The 22,074-nt window shown below is 40.9% G+C and carries 14 protein-coding genes, 1 tRNA gene and 3 rRNA genes; 12 read left to right on the plus strand and 6 right to left on the minus strand.

What is annotated here, in order from left to right; translation table 11 throughout:
- Positions 1–188 precede the first annotated feature (188 nt).
- The 4 genes from P3L40_RS02945 to rrf all read left to right on the plus strand — a co-directional run bounded on the left by P3L40_RS02945 (position 189) and on the right by rrf (position 5,455).
- Positions 189–1,728 (plus strand): 16S ribosomal RNA (locus tag P3L40_RS02945).
- A 133-nt stretch (positions 1,729–1,861) separates the two neighbouring features.
- Positions 1,862–1,937 (plus strand) — tRNA-Glu (locus P3L40_RS02950).
- A gap of 349 nt (positions 1,938–2,286) precedes the next feature.
- Positions 2,287–5,195, plus strand: a 23S ribosomal RNA gene (locus P3L40_RS02955).
- Between the two features lie 144 nt (positions 5,196–5,339).
- Positions 5,340–5,455: ribosomal RNA gene (gene rrf, locus P3L40_RS02960) — 5S ribosomal RNA — on the plus strand.
- Together the 16S, 23S and 5S rRNA genes with 1 tRNA gene alongside form the textbook arrangement of a ribosomal RNA operon.
- A 1,342-nt stretch (positions 5,456–6,797) precedes the next feature.
- On the opposite strand, the gene idi is transcribed toward rrf, so the two are convergent.
- The 4 genes from idi to P3L40_RS02980 all read right to left on the minus strand — a co-directional run bounded on the left by idi (position 6,798) and on the right by P3L40_RS02980 (position 11,177).
- Positions 6,798–7,313, minus strand: a complete 516-nt coding sequence (gene idi, locus P3L40_RS02965; RefSeq protein WP_004905791.1) for an isopentenyl-diphosphate Delta-isomerase — start codon at positions 7,311–7,313, stop codon at positions 6,798–6,800.
- 143 nt (positions 7,314–7,456) lie between these two features.
- Positions 7,457–8,113 carry a two-component system response regulator NarL gene (gene narL, locus P3L40_RS02970; protein WP_004905790.1) on the minus strand — a complete coding sequence of 219 codons (657 nt, stop codon included), beginning with the start codon at positions 8,111–8,113 and terminating at the stop codon, positions 7,457–7,459.
- A 19-nt stretch (positions 8,114–8,132) separates the two neighbouring features.
- Positions 8,133–9,890 carry a nitrate/nitrite two-component system sensor histidine kinase NarX gene (narX, locus tag P3L40_RS02975; protein WP_036958572.1) on the minus strand — a complete coding sequence of 586 codons (1,758 nt, stop codon included), beginning with the start codon at positions 9,888–9,890 and terminating at the stop codon, positions 8,133–8,135.
- Positions 9,891–10,262: 372 nt separating this feature from the next.
- Positions 10,263–11,177, minus strand: a complete 915-nt coding sequence (locus tag P3L40_RS02980) for a DUF808 domain-containing protein (protein WP_196732393.1) — start codon at positions 11,175–11,177, stop codon at positions 10,263–10,265.
- A gap of 292 nt (positions 11,178–11,469) precedes the next feature.
- On the opposite strand from P3L40_RS02980, the gene P3L40_RS02985 reads away from it, so the two are divergent.
- Positions 11,470–12,456, plus strand: a complete 987-nt coding sequence (locus P3L40_RS02985) for a glycosyltransferase (RefSeq protein ID WP_004905787.1) — start codon at positions 11,470–11,472, stop codon at positions 12,454–12,456.
- A gap of 44 nt (positions 12,457–12,500) precedes the next feature.
- Here the strand turns inward: P3L40_RS02985 and P3L40_RS02990 are convergent, their stop codons facing one another.
- Positions 12,501–13,445, minus strand: coding sequence for a nucleoside hydrolase (locus tag P3L40_RS02990; RefSeq protein ID WP_036958571.1), 945 nt, complete (start codon positions 13,443–13,445; stop codon positions 12,501–12,503).
- Between the two features lie 264 nt (positions 13,446–13,709).
- Between P3L40_RS02990 and P3L40_RS02995 the strand changes: the two genes are divergently transcribed.
- From P3L40_RS02995 to P3L40_RS03015, 5 genes are all read left to right on the plus strand, one after another.
- Positions 13,710–14,453, plus strand: a complete 744-nt coding sequence (locus P3L40_RS02995; RefSeq protein ID WP_004905785.1) for a helix-turn-helix transcriptional regulator — start codon at positions 13,710–13,712, stop codon at positions 14,451–14,453.
- 338 nt (positions 14,454–14,791) lie between these two features.
- Positions 14,792–16,096 (plus strand): NAD(P)/FAD-dependent oxidoreductase, encoded by a 1,305-nt coding sequence (locus P3L40_RS03000; RefSeq protein ID WP_004905784.1) that lies wholly within the window; start codon positions 14,792–14,794, stop codon positions 16,094–16,096.
- Between the two features lie 50 nt (positions 16,097–16,146).
- Positions 16,147–16,515, plus strand: coding sequence for a cupin domain-containing protein (locus P3L40_RS03005; protein ID WP_004905783.1), 369 nt, complete (start codon positions 16,147–16,149; stop codon positions 16,513–16,515).
- 28 nt (positions 16,516–16,543) lie between these two features.
- A complete protein-coding gene (locus P3L40_RS03010; RefSeq protein ID WP_094962714.1) occupies positions 16,544–18,037 on the plus strand; it encodes an aldehyde dehydrogenase family protein in 1,494 nt (497 codons plus the stop codon).
- 127 nt (positions 18,038–18,164) lie between these two features.
- Positions 18,165–18,908 (plus strand): SDR family oxidoreductase, encoded by a 744-nt coding sequence (locus P3L40_RS03015; protein WP_136134487.1) that lies wholly within the window; start codon positions 18,165–18,167, stop codon positions 18,906–18,908.
- Positions 18,909–18,916: 8 nt separating this feature from the next.
- Here P3L40_RS03015 and P3L40_RS03020 read toward each other — a convergent pair whose 3' ends face one another.
- Complete coding sequence (locus P3L40_RS03020) at positions 18,917–19,579, minus strand: helix-turn-helix transcriptional regulator (RefSeq protein WP_210853540.1); 663 nt, start codon at positions 19,577–19,579, stop codon at positions 18,917–18,919.
- 397 nt (positions 19,580–19,976) lie between these two features.
- Between P3L40_RS03020 and P3L40_RS03025 the strand changes: the two genes are divergently transcribed.
- Together P3L40_RS03025 and P3L40_RS03030 are read left to right on the plus strand one after the other, a co-directional pair.
- Entirely contained in the window at positions 19,977–21,467 is a 1,491-nt protein-coding gene (locus P3L40_RS03025) for an APC family permease (RefSeq protein ID WP_094962716.1), read from the plus strand.
- Positions 21,442–22,056, plus strand: coding sequence for a DUF3156 family protein (locus P3L40_RS03030; protein ID WP_228677488.1), 615 nt, complete (start codon positions 21,442–21,444; stop codon positions 22,054–22,056). The genes P3L40_RS03025 and P3L40_RS03030 overlap by 26 nt, the downstream gene beginning before the upstream one ends.
- Positions 22,057–22,074 lie beyond the last annotated feature (18 nt).

Raw genomic sequence — 22,074 nt, forward strand, 5'->3', positions numbered from 1 at the left:
GTCGCAACGCTCTTTAACAATTTATCAGACAATCTGTGTGGGCACTCACAGGACACTATCAAAAAAATATTTGATTTTAAGTCTTGAAGAGTGACTAACACGTTAATTCATATATATGAACTAATAGGTAATATGTTTTCGCAAGAAGACATACGACAGTAAACATTCTTTGAGCATCAAGCTACTTTTAATTGAAGAGTTTGATCATGGCTCAGATTGAACGCTGGCGGCAGGCCTAACACATGCAAGTCGAGCGGTAACAGGGGAAGCTTGCTTCTCGCTGACGAGCGGCGGACGGGTGAGTAATGTATGGGGATCTGCCTGATAGAGGGGGATAACTACTGGAAACGGTAGCTAATACCGCATAATCTCTCAGGAGCAAAGCAGGGGAACTTCGGTCCTTGCGCTATCGGATGAACCCATATGGGATTAGCTAGTAGGTGAGGTAATGGCTCACCTAGGCGACGATCCCTAGCTGGTCTGAGAGGATGATCAGCCACACTGGGACTGAGACACGGCCCAGACTCCTACGGGAGGCAGCAGTGGGGAATATTGCACAATGGGCGCAAGCCTGATGCAGCCATGCCGCGTGTATGAAGAAGGCCCTAGGGTTGTAAAGTACTTTCAGTCGGGAGGAAGGCGTTGATGCTAATATCATCAACGATTGACGTTACCGACAGAAGAAGCACCGGCTAACTCCGTGCCAGCAGCCGCGGTAATACGGAGGGTGCAAGCGTTAATCGGAATTACTGGGCGTAAAGCGCACGCAGGCGGTTGATTAAGTTAGATGTGAAATCCCCGGGCTTAACCTGGGAATGGCATCTAAGACTGGTCAGCTAGAGTCTTGTAGAGGGGGGTAGAATTCCATGTGTAGCGGTGAAATGCGTAGAGATGTGGAGGAATACCGGTGGCGAAGGCGGCCCCCTGGACAAAGACTGACGCTCAGGTGCGAAAGCGTGGGGAGCAAACAGGATTAGATACCCTGGTAGTCCACGCTGTAAACGATGTCGATTTGAAGGTTGTTCCCTAGAGGAGTGGCTTTCGGAGCTAACGCGTTAAATCGACCGCCTGGGGAGTACGGCCGCAAGGTTAAAACTCAAATGAATTGACGGGGGCCCGCACAAGCGGTGGAGCATGTGGTTTAATTCGATGCAACGCGAAGAACCTTACCTACTCTTGACATCCAGAGAATTTAGCAGAGATGCTTTAGTGCCTTCGGGAACTCTGAGACAGGTGCTGCATGGCTGTCGTCAGCTCGTGTTGTGAAATGTTGGGTTAAGTCCCGCAACGAGCGCAACCCTTATCCTTTGTTGCCAGCGATTCGGTCGGGAACTCAAAGGAGACTGCCGGTGATAAACCGGAGGAAGGTGGGGATGACGTCAAGTCATCATGGCCCTTACGAGTAGGGCTACACACGTGCTACAATGGCGTATACAAAGAGAAGCGACCTCGCGAGAGCAAGCGGAACTCATAAAGTACGTCGTAGTCCGGATTGGAGTCTGCAACTCGACTCCATGAAGTCGGAATCGCTAGTAATCGTAGATCAGAATGCTACGGTGAATACGTTCCCGGGCCTTGTACACACCGCCCGTCACACCATGGGAGTGGGTTGCAAAAGAAGTAGGTAGCTTAACCTTCGGGAGGGCGCTTACCACTTTGTGATTCATGACTGGGGTGAAGTCGTAACAAGGTAACCGTAGGGGAACCTGCGGTTGGATCACCTCCTTACCATTGAAGTGTTTTTGTGAAGTGCTCACACAGATTGTCTGATAGAAAGTAGAGCAATAGGCTATACGTGGGAGACTTATTCGAGAGAATAGGACTTACATGAGATACCGCAGCAGTATGTGCAATATCTTGTGTCCCCTTCGTCTAGAGGCCTAGGACACCGCCCTTTCACGGCGGTAACAGGGGTTCGAATCCCCTAGGGGACGCCAATTGCGCCGATATCGAGTGAAAGACGATGTCCCCAATAATGATTAAGCCAATTATATTGTAGTTGGTTTAACAATTATGCTCTTTAACAATCTGGAACAAGCTGAAAATTGAAAACAACGCACATTGTTTATCGCTTAAACAATGTGAGAGTCTCTCAAAATTTCAGACCTGAAATTTTCGGTCACTTTAGCGAGTGGCATGAGCGAGCAGTCAGTCCTTCGCGGCGGCCAGCGCACAGCAAGCACAGCATACATAAGTATGTGAGCATTGCGAGCACTGCCCAACAAAGAAGGAATGCACGCACAGCCATGACAGTAAGGTGAACGTTGAAACAATTTCGGGTTGTGAGGTTAAGCGACTAAGCGTACACGGTGGATGCCTAGGCAATCAGAGGCGATGAAGGACGTGCTAATCTGCGATAAGCGTCGGTAAGGTGATATGAACCGTTACAACCGACGATTTCCGAATGGGGAAACCCAGTGCAATTCGTTGCACTATCGTTTGATGAATACATAGTCAAACGAAGCGAACCGGGGGAACTGAAACATCTCAGTACCCCGAGGAAAAGAAATCAACCGAGATTCCCCTAGTAGCGGCGAGCGAACGGGGAGCAGCCCAGAGTCTTAATCAGCATTAGCATCAGGAGAACGGTCTGGAAAGTCCGGCAGTAAAGGGTGATAGCCCGTATCCGAAGGTGTTAGTGTTGTGAACTCGACGAGTAGGGCGGGACACGTGTTATCCTGTCTGAATATGGGGGGACCATCCTCCAAGGCTAAATACTCCTGATTGACCGATAGTGAACCAGTACCGTGAGGGAAAGGCGAAAAGAACCCCGGCGAGGGGAGTGAAATAGAACCTGAAACCGTGTACGTACAAGCAGTGGGAGCCTTGATTTATCAGGGTGACTGCGTACCTTTTGTATAATGGGTCAGCGACTTATATTCTGTAGCAAGGTTAACCGTATAGGGGAGCCGTAGGGAAACCGAGTCTTAACTGGGCGAATAAGTTGCAGGGTATAGACCCGAAACCCGGTGATCTAGCCATGGGCAGGTTGAAGGTTGGGTAACACTAAACTGGAGGACCGAACCGACTAATGTTGAAAAATTAGCGGATGACTTGTGGCTGGGGGTGAAAGGCCAATCAAACCGGGAGATAGCTGGTTCTCCCCGAAAGCTATTTAGGTAGCGCCTCGTGAACTCATCTTCGGGGGTAGAGCACTGTTTCGACTAGGGGGTCATCCCGACTTACCAACTCGATGCAAACTACGAATACCGAAGAATGTTATCACGGGAGACACATGGCGGGTGCTAACGTTCGTCGTGAAGAGGGAAACAACCCAGACCGCCAGCTAAGGTCCCAAAGTCATAGTTAAGTGGGAAACGAAGTGGGAAGGCTCAGACAGCCAGGATGTTGGCTTAGAAGCAGCCATCATTTAAAGAAAGCGTAATAGCTCACTGGTCGAGTCGGCCTGCGCGGAAGATGTAACGGGGCTAAACTATGCACCGAAGCTGCGGCAGCGATATGTAAATATTGTTGGGTAGGGGAGCGTTCTGTAAGCCTGTGAAGGTGTGCTGTGAGGCATGCTGGAGGTATCAGAAGTGCGAATGCTGACATAAGTAACGATAATGCGGGTGAAAAACCCGCACGCCGGAAGACCAAGGGTTCCTGTCCAACGTTAATCGGGGCAGGGTGAGTCGACCCCTAAGGCGAGGCAGAAATGCGTAGTCGATGGGAAACGGGTTAATATTCCCGTACTGGTGATAATTGCGATGGGGGGACGGAGAAGGCTAGGCTATCCGGGCGACGGTTGTCCCGGTTTAAGGATGTAGGCAGGTGAATTAGGCAAATCCGGTTCACTATATGCTGAGGTCCGACGACGAGTCACTACGGTGATGAAGTAGCTCATGCCCCGCTTCCAGGAAAAGCCTCTAAGCTCTAGATTATCATTAATCGTACCCCAAACCGACACAGGTGGTCAGGTAGAGAATACTCAGGCGCTTGAGAGAACTCGGGTGAAGGAACTAGGCAAAATGGTGCCGTAACTTCGGGAGAAGGCACGCTGGCATTAGGTGAAGTGATTTACTCATGGAGCTGAAGCCAGTCGCAGATACCAGCTGGCTGCAACTGTTTATTAAAAACACAGCACTGTGCAAACACGAAAGTGGACGTATACGGTGTGACGCCTGCCCGGTGCTGGAAGGTTAATTGATGGGGTTATCCGTAAGGAGAAGCTCTTGATCGAAGCCCCAGTAAACGGCGGCCGTAACTATAACGGTCCTAAGGTAGCGAAATTCCTTGTCGGGTAAGTTCCGACCTGCACGAATGGCGTAATGATGGCCAGGCTGTCTCCACCCGAGACTCAGTGAAATTGAACTCGCTGTGAAGATGCAGTGTACCCGCGGCAAGACGGAAAGACCCCGTGAACCTTTACTATAGCTTGACACTGAACATTGAGCCTTGATGTGTAGGATAGGTGGGAGGCTTTGAAGCGTGGACGCCAGTCTGCGTGGAGCCAACCTTGAAATACCACCCTTTAATGTTTGATGTTCTAACGTTGCCCCATTATCTGGGGTGCGGACAGTGTCTGGTGGGTAGTTTGACTGGGGCGGTCTCCTCCCAAAGAGTAACGGAGGAGCACGAAGGTTGGCTAAGCATGGTCGGACATCATGCGGTTAGTGCAAAGGCATAAGCCAGCTTGACTGCGAGAGTGACGGCTCGAGCAGGTACGAAAGTAGGTCTTAGTGATCCGGTGGTTCTGAATGGAAGGGCCATCGCTCAACGGATAAAAGGTACTCCGGGGATAACAGGCTGATACCGCCCAAGAGTTCATATCGACGGCGGTGTTTGGCACCTCGATGTCGGCTCATCACATCCTGGGGCTGAAGTAGGTCCCAAGGGTACGGCTGTTCGCCGTTTAAAGTGGTACGCGAGCTGGGTTTAGAACGTCGTGAGACAGTTCGGTCCCTATCTGCCGTGGGCGTTGGAAGATTGAAAGGGGCTGCTCCTAGTACGAGAGGACCGGAGTGGACGCACCACTGGTGTTCGGGTTGTCATGCCAATGGCATTGCCCGGTAGCTAAGTGCGGAAGAGATAACCGCTGAAAGCATCTAAGCGGGAAACTTGCCTTGAGATGAGTCTTCCCTGACCCTTAAAGGGTCCTAAAGGAACGTTTAAGACTAAGACGTTGATAGGTTGGGTGTGTAAGCGTAGCGATACGTTGAGCTAACCAATACTAATGAACCGTGAGGCTTAACCTGACAACACCGAAGGTGTTTTAGAGAGATTGAGTTGTTTTCGAGAAGTGAGAAGCCGCAAGGTGAAGGACACGCAGCTTGTTTGAGATTGAGGTTCTGGTTTAAGGAAGGTGAAAACCAAATTAAACGGGAACAAAACAGAATTTGTCTGGCGGCAATAGCGCGGTGGTCCCACCTGACCCCATGCCGAACTCAGCAGTGAAACGCCGTAGCGCCGATGGTAGTGTGGGGTCTCCCCATGTGAGAGTAGGGAACTGCCAGACATTAAATTAGTGAGAAAGCCACCCATCGGGTGGCTTTTTTGCGTTTGGAGAAAAAAAGAAAAACAGTGAATGTTGAGGTTAGGTGGGGTGCCTAAGTTTTAGTTCCTCAGTTCCTGAGTTCCTTAGTTCCTTAATGTTTTAGCCCCTAATTTTAATCCCCTCTTCATCTCTTTTAGCTATTTTTAGGGCTCTCTCTATCTATCACCATCATTAATGAGAGTGTGTGATGCAAAGTAGTGAGTAACAGCTCACAGGTTGTTTAGGGTAGCGGAATTTTAATAAAATCAAATAAATATTGTGGATTGGGTGTTTCCCCATCACGGTGATGAATGACATCGCTTGAATCAAAGAAGTCAGTAACAACTCACCTCTCTTTTGACCGGGACGAGGTGGGTAGGAGGAAAAACTCAGTTCCTTGTATTTAAATGATGGATGCGATTAATAAACATAAAGTAGTCAGTAACAACTCACTTGTTGAAAGGGACGTTGGCTGCTGCTGATGGTCGGATGGTAGGAGTTAGGAGAAGCAATGGGGGAGAAGCGGTTGTATTAGTGTGACGAATAGATATTCTAAATGCAAAGTAGTAAGTAACAACTCACTTGTTGAAGGGGATGGTGGCTGCTAGTGATGGTGAGATGGCAGGAGTTAGGAGAAGCAATGGAGGGGGAGCGGTTGTATTGGTGTGCTGAATGGATATTGTGAATGCAAAGTAGTGAGTAATAGCTCACTAGTGATGGGGAGTTGGACGTTTAAATACATAGCATTCATTGTATACCATAGAATAGGTAATTTATTGCTAATGTATTGAAATGGGGAATGTCTCTAGCAGATATAAAGTAGTGAGTAACAGCTCACTAGTGATGGGGAGTTGGACGTTTAAATACATAGCATTGTATACCATAGAATAGGTAATTTATTGCTAATGTATTGATGTGGGGAATGTATTTAGCAGATATAAAGTAGTGAGTAACAACTCATTTGGTATGGTAATTAAACGATATCTGGTAGTAGAATCAAAAAATATAGTGAACAAGGTTGTAGTGAATTTTATATGATTACTTATTATATAAATAGGATAATATAAGGGAAGTTTACTGATAAATAGAATGTATTTGATAAGTTAAAGTTAAGGATAATATTTATTATTGAGGGTGGTGAAATATTAAATATTAAATATTAACAAATTTATCATGCTTCTACCCTGAAATTAAACTAGTGCTATTATTAATTAATTTCCTCTATAATGTATTTTTATGATATTTCTAGGTTTAGATAAATATTTTTATAATTAAAATGCAAGGTGAGAAAATTAAGTTATAAATAAAATGTGATAAAATACATTTATTTGAAATCTGATAAAGGAAATTCTTCTAATATTTTTTTAAACCACGGTGTGAAAATTTCAGGATTAAGAAGGATCTCTTGTTTTAATTGAGTAAGATTTACCCACCTTATAGATGAGACTTCTTCTCTATTTGGTTGGATATTCTTGTTATAATGTCCAATAAAGATATGGTCATACTCATGTTCAATTAATCCTCCCTGAACATCAGCTTTATAAATTAAGGAACCTATATGCGTTAATGGAGTGGCAAAGCCTAGCTCCTCTTGAAGTCTACGTTCAGCGGCTTTCTGAGTATCTTCATTAGGTTTAGGATGGCTACAGCAAGAATTTGCCCATTGCCCAGCTGAATGATATTTATGAAGAGCTCTCTGTTGAATCAGTAGCTCGTTTTGCTCATTAAAAATAAATACTGAAAATGCTCGGTGAAGATGACCGAGTTGATGCGCCAATAATTTAGGCATAACACCAATAGGTTCATCATGTTCATTTACTAAAATTAATTCATCTTCCATTTATATTATTTTCCTTCATAAAAATGATTTCAGTAGTTTAGTATAATTAAAAATATAAGTTTGCATATTAGAGCTATTTACTAATGAATATAATTATTTTTTACTCGCAGCTATCATAAGGTTATATAGCTGCGAGTATAAAATTATTTTTGTTGTAAAACCCAAACTGCAGCTTCGACCCTTGATTTTAAATTGAGTTTTTTAAGTAAATGTTTAACATGTACTTTTACTGTGCTTTCTGCAATATCTAGTTTACGAGCTATCATTTTATTTGATAAACCCTGAGAGATCAGTTCTAAAATATCGGCTTCTCTTGGTGTCAATGAAGCAATATTATTGTCATCCTGTGTGGTGTTATCTCTTAGTGATTCAGCAAGTACAGATGCTAATGTTGGGCTGACAACTAACTTACCGCTTGCTGCTTCTTTAAGGGCTACGATAAGCTCTTCAGGCTCCATATCTTTTAGTAAATAACCATCGGCACCTCTTTTTAGTGCATTGACTAAATCATCACTATAGTTAGAAACGGTAAAAAGAATAATTCTACCTGACAACTCTCGCTTCCTGAGTTCATCGAGAGTTTCAAAACCATTCATACCTGGCATGTTGAGATCCAGTAAGATAAGGTCAGGATCTTGCTCTTCAGCGATTTGGATACCTGTTTTACCATCTCCCGCCTCACCGATAACTTGTAATGAAGGTTCCAAACTAATCAATTGTTTGACTCCATTTCTTAGCATCGGATGATCATCAATAAGTAGAATGGTTGATTTTTCGTTCACTATATTTGTATTTTCCATAGATGATTTTTCCGGTATGTTAAGCGTCAGATAAAGGGAAGGTAACTTTTACCTCTGTTCCACCTTGAGGCCTAGGTGTAATACAACAGTTGCCATTAAGGCTTAATGCTCTTTCTCTCATAATAATAAGCCCATAATGATTAAGTTTATCAGTATTTGACGTGATCCCTGTACCATCGTCAGTAATTGTAATAGTCACAATACCATCATACTGGTTTAATGAAACCTCAGCCCATTTTGCATTAGCATGTTTTAAAATATTGGTTAATGCTTCTCGGACTATTTGTATAATATGAATAGATTGATGCGGTGAAATACTTTTTGCGGGTAGGTCGTAATTTAAGTCTATTTTATACCCCATACGTTCGCTAAATTCATTAATGGTACTTTCTAATGAGGGAAGCAGACCTGGTTCCGTTAGTTTAAGCCTAAATGTGGTTAATAGCTCTCTCAATTGACTATATGCGGTATTAATCTCGCTACGCATTTCCGTTAACAACTGTTGTGGCTTTTCTGGTAATGGATCAGGTTGTAATTGCAGGTAACTAATTTGCATCTTCAAGCAAGATAGAGACTGGGCGATAGAGTCATGAAGTTCTCTGGCAATAGCAGAACGTTCATCCATGATAAGCAACTGTTGCTGTTGTTCTATTTGGTGTTCCATTGCTAACATGCCAGAAATTTGTTTTGCTAAAACAGAAACGAGATTGTTTTGTTCATCTGAAAGTATTTGATTATCTTCAATCTCACCAATAATAATGCCATAACGATGCATATTGTCTGATAAATCCCATTGCAAGCTAAGAGGTTTCTCGGTTGTGACTTGTTGTTTTAGTTGCTTTGTATTTGCTTCAGATAATCCGGTTGAATGGCAGCATATTTCATGAAAATATGCTTCATTGCTTTCTTCATACAACCGTAAACTCAGATTTTTGAGTATGGTAATGTTTTCTAGTTCAATAAGAACTTTTTGTAATCGCAAGTAGAGGGGATCCGAGGAATGAAGGATTTGGTTTGATTGATATAAATAAGATAACACCTTATTTTTTGTGATTAAGTCTGCAGTTTTTTCTGCGACTCTTTCTTCAAGCTGATGATAACTTAGCGCTAATTCATCTGACATCTGGTTCAGAGTTTCTCCTAGCGCATTTAATTCATCTTGCCTATTATTTTTAGGGTAGCGTTGGCTAAAATCTTTTCGTCCAATTGCATTGACCATTGATAATAATTTAACCCATGGGTAATAAATTTTTCTTCTCAGGTGCCAGATAGTTCCCATCAGTAATAAGAATACTAAACTGATAAAAATCAGTTGTGTCATGGCAACATAAGCAATCTTTCTTTCCGTTTTCTCATCAATGTTATGAACTAATTCATCTAGTTTACTTACAAATGATATAACTTCGTATCTTGCATCGTTAGGTGCATTTGCTTCCATTAATGAGGGTTTTAAGATATGTAACCAATAATTGTAGAGTTCATCAAATTGAGGCGTTAAATTTTCGATCTTTACAACTTGAGTCAGCTCTGGGCTGATGAGGTCAGATTCTAATGCATCGAGATAACGCTGATTCTGGGTATTTAAAGGGACTAGAGAAAGCAATCTGTAGCTCTGCATTCGTAGTGAACCAGATTTATTTATTGCATGAGCGTTACCCTGCACACTTAAAATCATTCGATTGGAAATCGTCATCCCAATAATTCCTAAGATCGCAATAAGTAGCATAAGGCCGATCACTTGGTTAATAATTGAAAATCGACGATACAGTGTGGGCATGTGTCACTTCCTTAAAGAGTAGCGCTAGCGAACTTAAAATGCATATTTCTCGTATTGTTCATAAAGGGTCGAATATTAAATATACTACTTTGGTAGTAATTTTCTGGATCTATAACGATATAGATAATAAAAAATAAAATTTTTCTTTAAGTTTTATGCTTTTATTTATTGATATATAAGATTAAATTTGGTTTGACTGGAAATAGGTTTACGTATTATAGCGTAAATTAAAGATGAGTTTCTTTTGATTTAGATCAGTTTAAATATCGAAGTAAATCAATATGTAAAATAATATACATCGAAAGTGTCTTTGATAATCATATCAATGATAGAAAGAGAGGTAGCTCTAATCGATAGAGCTACCTTTTTGTTTTAAGCTTTTTTTAATTTTTTGAATAGTGAGATTATCGCAACAAGGATTAGGCCTGTTACTAGCCCAAAAAATAAATTAATTATAGTTGGTAAGATAAACTGCATAGTACTGCCAATGATAGGCGTTAAGGTTGCTGTAAAGGATATTTCGGTGATCCATTCTGAAATATAGCTGATACCGTGGGTTAGAATACCACCACCGACCATAAACATCGCGGCAGTCCCTACAACAGATAATGTTTTCATCAGATAAGGAGTAGCATAAATTAATGAATTACCACATTTTTTTAATAAAGAAGAGGTTTTCTTCTGTAAATAAAAGCCTAAGTCATCTAATTTGACAATCCCTGCAACTAAGCCATATACACCAATAGTCATTACGATAGCAATGATAGAGAGTACGGCCACTTGGTTGATAAAAGTGGTAGTGGAAACAATACCTAGTGTGATGGCAATAATTTCGGCTGATAAAACAAAATCAGTACGAATAGCCCCTTTGATTTTTTTACTTTCAAATTCCTTAAGTTGTTCTTCTGATAACTGTAATTGATTTTGGGAAACAGTATCTTTTACGTTAGAATGCAAGAGCTTATGAGTTATTTTTTCTGCGCCTTCAAAACAAAGGTAGGCTCCACCAATCATAAGTAGTGGTGTGATAGCCCAAGGAAGAAAGGCACTGATTAATAACGCTAAAGGAACAAGTATTAATTTATTAATAAATGACCCTTTAGCAACGGACCAAACAACAGGAATCTCTCTATCTGCACGAACACCTGTGACTTGCTGGGCGTTTAGCGCGAGGTCATCACCTAAAACCCCAGAGGTTTTTTTGGCAGCCATTTTCGTCATGACGGAAACATCGTCTAGTACAGCGGCAATATCATCAAGTAATGTGAGTAAGCTACTTCCAGCCACAAGGGTATCCTCAATATTTTTTAAGGTGTCATTAATGTTTATTAGGTCAGTTAATGGATAATTAGTTCACTACAACATAAACCATATGTACAAATAAGATAATTCCACTGCAACTGATAAGTCTGAATTTTGAATTATTAAATTTTTATGACAGTGGAACCAATATGGTTTTTTCTTTTCTAACTTATTAATTTTAGTAAAGTAACATATTGCTATCTGCTATTTTACTTTATATTCGGTTTAATTATTTAGTTTATAAATAAATTTTAATAGATAGGTATAGGGTTAATACATGTCTTCTCAGCCAGTTTTGAGTATTGTCGTTGCTGTATATAATGGTGAAAAATTTTTACCTCAGTTTTTTGATAGCTTAATTGCGCAAAAGCTAGAAAATTGGGAGCTGATCGTTGTAAATGACGGCTCTAAAGATAAAAGTGAAGATATCATTAAGTCTTATGCAGATAAATTTGTACATTTGAAAGTGCTTTATCAAGAAAACCAAGGTGTCTCAGTTGCTCGTAATACGGGGATGGCTGAGGCTACGGGAAAATACATTACATTTCCTGATATTGATGATGAAATTAGCCCACAAATGTACGGACGTTTATTAGAAATCGCATTATCAAATGACCTCGATGTTGCAACTTGTAATGGGACTTATGTTTATACTAATGGCGATGCTCCAAAGGCAATTTTCCCACCGAATAAAGTCCCGTCAACTGGGGTGATTTCAGGCCCTGAGTGGCTTGAAATTGGCTTAAGTTCACGCAAGTTTTTGCATGTAACTTGGCTGAATTTATATCGTTTAGACATGTTGCGCCAACACAAATTTTTCTTTGAGCCCAAATTGCATCACCAAGACATTCCTTGGACAACAGAAGTGTTGCTCGTAGCAAAGCGCGTGCAATTTATTAATGAACAATACTATCGATATTTAATCCATAACCAATCTGTTTCACACTCATTGAGTGGTGATGAGCGCTCAGTCCGTAAGATAAAAACCTATTTGAAGATTATTGATATGCTGTTAAATATTTACCAGCGTTATCCTGAACAAGTTAAGCAAGCCCCTGCTTGTTTATGGCAGGTAGGAAAGGAAGGCTTAGGGGTGATTCAAGCGCTATTAGCCATCAAATCACCAGATGTACAGAAGGAAATGGTACAACTATTTTTTGATAAGGGTTATTGGCAAATTGTGTGGGCGCATGCAACTACAGTAAAATTAAAATGGCGATTAATTAGACGTTACACAAAACTAAAAGAAATTACCAAATCATAATTTACTGAAAAGGTAGCTATTTTTATAGGCTACCTTTTTTGTTTCTATTTTGCTAATTGCTTTAGAGAAGCAATAAACATATCCCATAACTTTGGGTTATCTAACTTTGTAGCGACTTGCGTGTGGCAATCTGCTTTAGCGGGGTGGCGAAAGTCAGTCACCGTCATACCCGTTGTTAAAGCACCTTGCAGTTCGATATCAATCGGAGCTTTAATCGTTTCCATTATGGATGGGTCGATAACATAAGCAACAGCACATAGGTCGTGGACAGGGGCATGGTTAGTATAGCCATTACGTCTGCGGTAACCTGCAGTGTAGTAATTTAGGGATTCAACAACAAAATCACTTACAGGTGTGTTTAACGCTGCAATGGTTTTCATTATTTGGTCGTCTGGCCTTGCTTGATGTGTAAGATCTAACCCAATCATAGTGATAGGCCAAGTTTCATTAAACACAATATGAGCAGCCTCAGGGTCTATAAGGATATTGAATTCAGCGACTGCAGTTCGATTGCCTGTATGGTAGCCTCCTCCCATTAAAACAACTTCTTTTACTAATTCTACAATTTCAGGTGCTTTTCTCACTGCCAAAGCAATATTTGTTAGCCCCCCAATAGGAACGAGAGTAATTGTTTTAGGCGGATGTGATTTGAGTGTATCAATAATTAGGTCAACAGCATGGCGCTGATCAATAGGGAGCTTGGGGTCGGGGAGATGAGTACCGTCAAGGCCTGTTGTACCATGAACTTCTGGCGCAGTCTGTATTGTTCTCACTAGTGGCCTAGAGCAACCTGCGGCGATAGGGATATCATTTGCACTAACGAATTCCATAATTGCGCGTGCGTTATGAGTAACTTTATCTAATGTTTGGTTTCCGACGACTGTAGTTACCGCAAGTAACTCTATATTTGAATTGCCTAATGCTAAGAAAATTGCCATTGCATCATCATGGCCGGGGTCACAATCGATAATAATTTTATTGTTAGACATTATTTCTCCATTTATTAGGTTATTTACGTTTAATTGACATAATATATGGATATATTTATTTTTATGTGATGTAAGTTCTATTTTTGTGAATACTAATGTAATGAAATTATTCATTAGGGTTACTAATGGAGAGTGATGTGATTAACATATTAATAACAATCGTGTTGAGTTTATAAAGATAATGTGTTCTTTATGTAGTTTTAAGCAATATAAATGAAACCGCCCAGATGGTTTTATTAACGACTTAATGATTGAGGAGGCAGAATGGAGAACTATCTAGAAAGATTACCTGATGTTATTGATTCTGTTGCAACTAATCAGTTTTATCCTAATTTATTATCATGGTTGTCTTCACTTATTGCATTCGATAATGCGATTGTTTACTCCTTTGAAAAAGGAGCTCCACCTCGATTTCTTTCCAAAGTAGAGCGCCGTAATAGCGATAGTATTAACAGAATCTATCAACGAGGTGCTTATTTAATGGACCCATTCTACCAAGAAATCCAAAAAGGCGGGGCTTCTAAAGTATTAACACTAAAAGAACTCGCACCTAAAGGATTTTATCATACGGACTATTATCTCAATTTTTATCGTAAAACAGGGTGGTGCGATGAGGCAGGGTTGCTGTTAGATATTTCAACTAATAGGCAGTTAGGTATTTTTTTTGGTAATGAAGATAGGCCTTTTTTCTCGGAAAAATATACGCAAGCGCCACTTAAAGATGCCTTCGATATCATTCGTAGCATGGTCAAACTTCATAAAGATGTTTCTCCTTCTTCGGTGTCGAATCACTACCAAAATACAGACATGCAAACACGATTTGGGTTAACACCGAGAGAGTGTGAAGTTGTCGAATTAATCTTAGCGGGCAAAGGTTCACCACAAATTGCACAGGCACTTTTCATTAGTTTAGGGACAGTGAAAAATCACCGTAAGAATATCTATCAAAAATTAAGTATTAATTCACAGGTTGAATTATTTAACTTATTAATGAATAGGTTAAGCTAAGTATAATGTGTTTTTATATTTATTTTAACCTAATGATTTAAAAGTGTTTTATGGCTATTATCTTTTTTATTGCTGCGTTATTTTTTTGTTTTTGTCTAGATGATCTTAATAAACTAAAATTCAATTAATAATCATCATTATTAATATGGTAATGGTTATATAACTAATTGTTTATAATCTTATATTTTTTGATTTTATAAATTTTATTATTATTTAAATATTCTACTTGCATCACAATTGTTAACTTTATGTTTCGAATATCCCTAAAGGGATATGTAATTGTTAATGTAAGGTTAAGATAATCAGGCTATCGAAAGATACTAAACAGGGTATCCATAATGAATAACCAAGTAGAATCATTGACTTACTATGCTGCGACTAAGAAATATGACTTACGTTTTCCTACATTAAAGGAAGATCTTGATGTTGACGTCGTGATTATTGGTGGCGGCTTTTCTGGGATCCATACCGCACTTGAGTTGTGTGAGAAAGGGATTACCAATATCGCTATTTTGGAAGGACGGCATCTTGGCTACGGTGGCTCAGGGCGTAATGGCGGCCAAGTGATGGCGGGTATTGGTCATGATATCGATGCAATTAAAAAATATGTCGGGCCAGAGGGTTTAGAAACAATTTTTAAACTCAGTAATATGGGCGCAGGGATCATGCGTGATCGCATCGCTAAATATGATATTGATGCAGACTTTTGCCGTGGTTATGCATACTTAGGAAGCAATAAGCGCCAAGAAAAGACTTTGCGTAGTTGGCTAAAAGATTTCAAGTCTGTCGATCCTGAGGAAGAAATTGAATTTTACAGTGGTTCAGAGCTAAAACAGATTATTGGTTCTGATGCTTATACCTGTGGTATCAAACACATGGGCGGTGGGCATGTACATTCATTGAACTTATTGTTAGGTGAAGCGAAAGCGGTTAGTGAAATATATGGCGCTAAAATATTTGAGAATAGCCAAGTATTAAATGTTGAGTATGGTAATACCATCAAGGTTAGAACTGCGATGGGAACGGTCAAAGCACAAAAAATGCTGTGGGCTTGTGATTCATTTTTAAATGGCCTTGAGCCGACGATTTACCCTAAGACCATTAATACTTATGCATATCAATTAATGACGGAAGAGCTGCCTGATGAATTGATCGAGCAAATTAGCCCAATCCGTGGTGCTTATAGTGATATTCGTCCAGTTATTGATTACTACCGAGTGACGAATGAAAATCGCCTCTTATTCGGCAGTTCAACGCATTTTCTTGAATACATTCCATCTGACCTTAAAGCATGGAATCGTAACCTAATGCTAAAAGTCTTTCCCTATCTCAAAGATGTCAAAATTGAATTAGCTTGGGGTGGACCAATGGCATGTAGTGCAAATTTATTTCCACAAATTGGTTCATTACCACAACATAAAAATGTGTTTTATGCGCAGGGCTATTCAGGTTTTGGTGTTACGCCTAGCCAGATTGTGTGCAAAGTTCTGGCTGAAGGGATGGTAGAAGGTTCTCATCGTTATGACTTAATGAGTTCTATCCCGCACGCCAATATTATTGGTAAAGATAGCATGCGTAATGTGATTGTTTCACTGGCAAAAATAATGCATCAAACATCCGGTTATTGGCAAGGTCGCCGTTAATTCGTTATCCGCCTAACTAGTTTATTTAAATCGATTAAAGGTAAAAAATTATGATTAGTCCATTACTGTTAAACAAACCACTGCCAGAACTATTAAATATTGGTAGCGTGACAAATTTAGGTTCTGTGGTTGTTGAAGGCGATCCTCAAGCGAGTGTTGCGATGATCCACGGTGAACCAACGGATAATCTAACCTGTGGTATTTTTGCTTGCACTAAAGGTAAGTTCAAAATGGTGTATCCATTTGATGAAATGGCGACAGTCCATGAAGGTTCGGTGAAGTTAACGGATGTGAAAACCGGTGTGACGGTTGAATACCATAAAGGTGATACATGGTTTGCTGCGAAAGGTACCGAAGTTTTATGGGAAATTGATGTACCACGCTTCGTAAAACATTACCTAGCTTGTGTAAATGCCTAATTAGTTTCTATTGAGTGGAGTGATAACAATGAGTGAGTTAACCCTATTACCAGAAGTCAGCGAGTTCTTGAAGCGTCAACACGGCCATTTTATCAACGGGTTACCGGTTTCTGGCAAGGGCGATACTTTTTTTGATGTTGTTAACCCTGCCACTGAACAGGTTATTGCTAAAGTAAAAGAAGGGACTTTAGCCGAAGTTGATGCCGCAATGGATGCGGCTCATACTGCATTTAAAGGGGTTTGGGCAAATACCACACCAATGGAAAGAGGGAATTGCTTAAACCGCCTTGCTGACCTACTTGAAAAACACCTTGAAGAATTAGCCCAGCTAGAGACGTTATGTTCAGGTAAAACCATTCAATTATCTCGTTTTCTTGAAGTGGGCTCATCTGCCCAGTTCTTGCGTTATTTTGCCGGTTGGGCGACAAAAATCAGTGGAGAGACATTGAATGTCTCATTGCCTTCTTTTAATGGTGAGAAATATTCTGCATTTACTCAGCGTGAACCCGTTGGCGTTGTCGCCGGTATCATTCCTTGGAATTTTTCGATCATGATTTCCATTTGGAAATTAGCTGCCGCTTTAACATGCGGTTGCACGATTGTGTTGAAACCAAGTGAATTTACCCCGCTAACTATGCTAAGGGTGGTGGAATTAGCAAAAGAGGCAGGGGTACCTGACGGTGTAATTAATATCGTGAATGGTGGTGGTCGTGAAGTTGGACCTGCACTGATTCATCATCCACTTTGTTCTAAAGTGACATTTACGGGTTCAGTACCAACAGGTCTGGCGGTAGGGCGCTCAGCGATGGAAGGTAAATTAACCCGAGTCACACTTGAACTTGGTGGGAAAAACGGCGCTGCATTCTTAGCTGACCTACCGGTTGAAAAAATTGTTAATGGGATTATTGAAGCGGGATATCTAAATCAAGGACAAATTTGTGCGGCTGCTGAGCGGTTCTATATTCCCTCTAAATTGATGGATGAAGTATTAGCGGAACTAAAAACACGTTTGTCTGCGATGAAAGTGGGTTCTCCATTAGATGAAACAACCGAAATGGGGCCGCTGGCAAATAAAGCGCACTATGAAAAAATCTTAGGTCTGTTTGAAAAAGCTCGCCAAGATGGCAGTGAAATTATTTATGGTGGTCAGCCCATTGCAGGTGCTGGGTATTTTGTGCCTCCAACCATTATTCGTGCTAATAGCCCAAATGATGTATTGATGAAAGAGGAAACATTTGGGCCAATAGGGACTTTCTTAAGCTACGATGATGAAGAAGAACTTATTGAGATGATGAATAGCACTCCATTTGGTTTAGCTGCGAGTTTATGGACAAATGATCTCAGTAAAGCGATGCGTATGATTTCGCGCATTGAAGCGGGAACCGTATGGGTGAATATGCATACCTTCCTTGACCCAGCAGTCCCATTTGGTGGTGTTAAATCATCGGGTATTGGCCGTGAATTTGGTAGTGCCTTTATTGAGTATTACACAGAGTTAAAATCTGTCATGGTGCGTTATTAGTGTTCGATTTATATTTAATTAATCAACATTTCCCGGCCATCGTGCCGGTTTTTTTTGTATTTTATAGCTATCGTTGCTTATTCGTGGTTATGATGAAAGCTCGTTATTATTCATTATGGGTAACAGTATGAAGAAAGTGTTGATTACAGGTGCTAGCCGAGGGATTGGTCGAGCTACAGCGATTAAATTGGGCAGCCTTGGTATGCATGTACTGATTAACTATAAAAATCACCAGCAAGCGGCTGATGAAGTTGTGCAAGAGATTCAATCTGCGGGGGGGATAGCAAATGCGCTGCAATGTGATATCAGTGATGAAAATGATGTTGTTAAATTATTTGCAACCATCAAAGAACAATATGGTGACTTAGATTACTTAGTGAATAATGCCGGAATTTTATTTCAGCAGTGTCATACAGAGATGCTGACTGCAGAGCGCATTAATCAGGTGTTAGCCACGAATGTCACCGGATTACTGATTTGTTGTCGGGAGTTTATTAAACACGCCTACCATTTTAATCAATTCAAAGATAAAGCCATTGTGAATGTTTCATCTGCAGCTGCGCGTTTAGGTGCAGCAGGGGAATATATTGATTATGCCGCTTCTAAAGGCGCAGTAGATTCAATTACAAAAGGGTTGTCACTTGAGCTCGCAGAAGTAGGAATACGTGTTAATGGCGTTCGACCCGGCTATATTTATACTCAAATGCACAAAGATGGCGGTGAGGAAGGTCGAGTTGACCGTGTTGCTTCGCAATTACCGATGAAAAGAGGGGGAGAACCACATGAGATTGCTGAAATCATCGTATGGCTGTTAAGTGGTGCATCTTCTTATGTTACAGGTTCAATTATTGATGCGGCGGGTGGCCGTTAGATTCATTGTCATTTCTCTTGGCGAATGATAAACCCTGATGATACAAGCTCGGTTCGGTTTGTCACATTCGCTTTAGTGAAGATATTGCGTAAGTGGGTCTTCACTGTTGATAGTGAAACTCCCAATAATAATGCAATTCGCTTATTACTTGCGCCTTCCCGTACTAAATGGATGATTTCTTGTTCTTTAGGGGTATAAGACACTAGCGAGTCGGGTAACACATCGAATGTCATTAGTTCAGCGACAGGCAAGATAGCATTTAATCGCATGATTTCTTGCTGGCTAAATGGGCTGTCTCGCAGCACCGAAATTCCCGCAATAATTTTATTTTTACGGCGAATAAATATTTCTGCCATATCAGCCATGTTATTTGGCTGCATAAAATCATGGAAAAAAGCCTGATTTTGCTGGCGTATTTCAGAATCCATTCTCACTAAGCGTAAGTCATCACTGCGAAAATGGTCAGGGTGAAAAGGGTCTAATTGGTGAAAATAAGTGAGATATTCTTCGTGCATTTTTGCTGAGATCCCATGAAGAACGTAGTTATCTGGCTGGCAATGATCATTCACGAGGTAATACACCAATGCGGAAACCGGAATAATATGAGCAATGGTATTTAGGCAGCAATCAATTAATGTTTGTTGATGAGGCTCGAATAATGGTGAAGTCATCATATTCCCTTGCGTATTAATCGAATTATTATCATGCCTCTTAATGCGGTTAACATAAAATAAACATATTAATAACGTGAAGTTGATAACAGTATTTAAAACTGATGAAAACCCCATAAATATTGATTTGGTGCTTTTTGGTATCTTTAGGGAGTTGTTTATTAATATATTAATGAGTAATTTATTTGCTATATATTGATATTACTTTGATTATTTTTTTTGCCCTTCAAAATATGGGTACTTTTCGCGAGTTGTATTTTATTTCCCCTCTCTCTAGGTATCGTTCTTTAGGACGATAGCAGCTTGTTTAGGCTTATTTCTATAGTGGATATGTAGTTACTTTGTTTTTACAAAAAATTCACATTTATGGCTGAGTAGAGAGTGAGAGGGATGTAAAATGAATTTATCCTCAAAATTGTCGACACATTTAGAAAAAGGGAAAGTTGGCTTTCCGACCACATTGGCGAGTTCTGCCGGCTTGATTATGGCTAGCCCCGTTATTTTAACCGTTACGAGTGGATTCGGTATTGGTGGTGATACATTCGCCCTAGCGGTGTTATTCAGCTTCATTATGATGCAAGCTCAGCTAACCACATTTTCGGAGGCTGCGGCTATTCTACCAACTTCAGGGTCGGTATATGACTATATATCGTGCGGAATGGGGCGTTTTTGGGCGATAACTGGCGCACTTTCGGCTTATTTGATTGTGCATGTGTTTGCAGGAACTGCCGAAACGATCCTTTCAGGAATTATGGCGCTCGTTAACTTTGAGCATCTTAATACTGTCCTAGAGACCAGTAATTCATCTTGGATGGTCGGCGTGGGATTAGTGGTCACGTTTGGGATTTTAAATGCATTTGGTATTGAGGCCTTTGGTAAGGTCGAGGTTGTACTGACATTTGCCATGTGGTCTACGTTAGTGATTTTTAGTGTGAGCGGTTTGATGTTGCCGTTTCATGTCGATATGGACGGTTGGTTTGGTCAGCCACTCAATACGGATCCAACTCTCATCCTTAGTTTTGTGGGGATGGCAATGTTCATGTTTGTTGGTTGTGAACTTGTTACTCCAATGGCGCCTGAAATTAAAAATTCTGCCAAGGTGATCCCTCGCGCGATGACCACGGGTTTATTCTGCGTCGCACTCTGTATGGTGTTATTCGGTGCAGCTCTAGCGAACCAAGTGGAAAATGTGGTCGTTGACCCACAAACAGGCACACGCTTACTTGAAACACCGATGGCAATCCCTGCATTCGCCGAAATTGTCATGGGTGAGTTTGGGAAGTATTGGATAGGTGTCGCATTATTATTGGCTGGTGGAGCAACCATTAATACGTTAATGGCAGCGGTTCCGCGTATTCTTTATGGAATGGCGCTTGATGGGGCATTACCACGCATTTTTGCTTATTTACACCCGCGTTTCAAAACCCCGGTATTCGGTATTTTAGTCGCTGTGATGATCCCATGTTTGCACGCTTTTGCTATTCAAGGTGACCTTGACCGTATCATTCCATTGGTACTGGCGGCAGTGTGTTCTTGGGGGACGGCTTACTTGTTGGTAACGATTTCAGTGGTGTTATTGCGCATTCGTCGACCTGACTTACATCGTGCCTATCGTTCGCCTTTTTTCCCTATACCGCAAATTATTTCGAGTGTCGGAATTATTTTAGCTATTGTGTATATCACTCCTCCTGGCATGAATAAGTCGGATGTCTATATTCCCTTTGCCATTATGTTAGGTTTAACAGCAGGATATGCATTAATTTGGACTGTTTTCGTACAGAAAGTTAACCCATTTAAACCTGTAGATGTTGAATCCGTTTTATCGAATTCCTTTGCTGATGAAGAAATGGAAGGAGGCCAACTTGAGCCATTACGTAACCTCGCCTAAACCATCTTTGTGGGAAAGAATCGGTAAGCTCACTCAGCAACGTTTGCCTGCCGGATATCAAACAGGATTGACACTTAACCGTGTTGAAAAGGACATGGCGCCTTATCCATGTGAGTGGGGAGCACCCGGAGTGCTCCTTGTACAGCCTCAGCCTGAGCTAACCATTGAGGTAACTGAGCGACCAAGAAAATTGTTTCTCGCTTTTATCGTATATAGCCGCTTTGCGGTATCTGGCCAGTGTACTAATGATATCAATGCAACAATTGAAGTAAAAACCCGTGGGAGTATAAAGAAAAAACATATCCATTTCGTATCGAAACAAATGGATGGTCATAAAGTTATCGAGTGGTTGAATGAATATCCCGTTATTCGGCAAACATTAGAAGAGCTGGAATTTAATCATTGCAAGATAGAGTTTAGCAGTGGCCGTTGGCGTTGTGAAATAGAGCCTTATACGGCATCAGAAATGGTGAGCCGCATCCCAGCGACTCGTCGTTATTTGAGATTAATACAAAAACAACGTTATTATTTATTGAGTGCGCTGCAGTTAATTAACCAACTGATGGAAAAACGTGCTGTGAGCCATTGAGTTTAAAAGAGTTTTTTG

The sequence above is a fragment of the Providencia sp. PROV040 genome (genome assembly GCF_032706145.1).
GTDB lineage: Bacteria > Pseudomonadota > Gammaproteobacteria > Enterobacterales > Enterobacteriaceae > Providencia > Providencia hangzhouensis.

Bases quoted from the DNA above. Each gene is read 5' to 3' on its own strand.
- idi (WP_004905791.1), bottom strand. From the start codon at position 7,313: ATGGAAGATGAATTAATTTTAGTAAATGAACATGATGAACCTATTGGT.
- narL (WP_004905790.1), bottom strand. From the start codon at position 8,113: ATGGAAAATACAAATATAGTGAACGAAAAATCAACCATTCTACTTATT.
- narX (WP_036958572.1), bottom strand. From the start codon at position 9,890: ATGCCCACACTGTATCGTCGATTTTCAATTATTAACCAAGTGATCGGC.
- P3L40_RS02985 (WP_004905787.1), top strand. From the start codon at position 11,470: ATGTCTTCTCAGCCAGTTTTGAGTATTGTCGTTGCTGTATATAATGGT.
- P3L40_RS02990 (WP_036958571.1), bottom strand. From the start codon at position 13,445: ATGTCTAACAATAAAATTATTATCGATTGTGACCCCGGCCATGATGAT.
- P3L40_RS02995 (WP_004905785.1), top strand. From the start codon at position 13,710: ATGGAGAACTATCTAGAAAGATTACCTGATGTTATTGATTCTGTTGCA.
- P3L40_RS03000 (WP_004905784.1), top strand. From the start codon at position 14,792: ATGAATAACCAAGTAGAATCATTGACTTACTATGCTGCGACTAAGAAA.
- P3L40_RS03005 (WP_004905783.1), top strand. From the start codon at position 16,147: ATGATTAGTCCATTACTGTTAAACAAACCACTGCCAGAACTATTAAAT.
- P3L40_RS03010 (WP_094962714.1), top strand. From the start codon at position 16,544: ATGAGTGAGTTAACCCTATTACCAGAAGTCAGCGAGTTCTTGAAGCGT.
- P3L40_RS03015 (WP_136134487.1), top strand. From the start codon at position 18,165: ATGAAGAAAGTGTTGATTACAGGTGCTAGCCGAGGGATTGGTCGAGCT.
- P3L40_RS03020 (WP_210853540.1), bottom strand. From the start codon at position 19,579: ATGACTTCACCATTATTCGAGCCTCATCAACAAACATTAATTGATTGC.
- P3L40_RS03025 (WP_094962716.1), top strand. From the start codon at position 19,977: ATGAATTTATCCTCAAAATTGTCGACACATTTAGAAAAAGGGAAAGTT.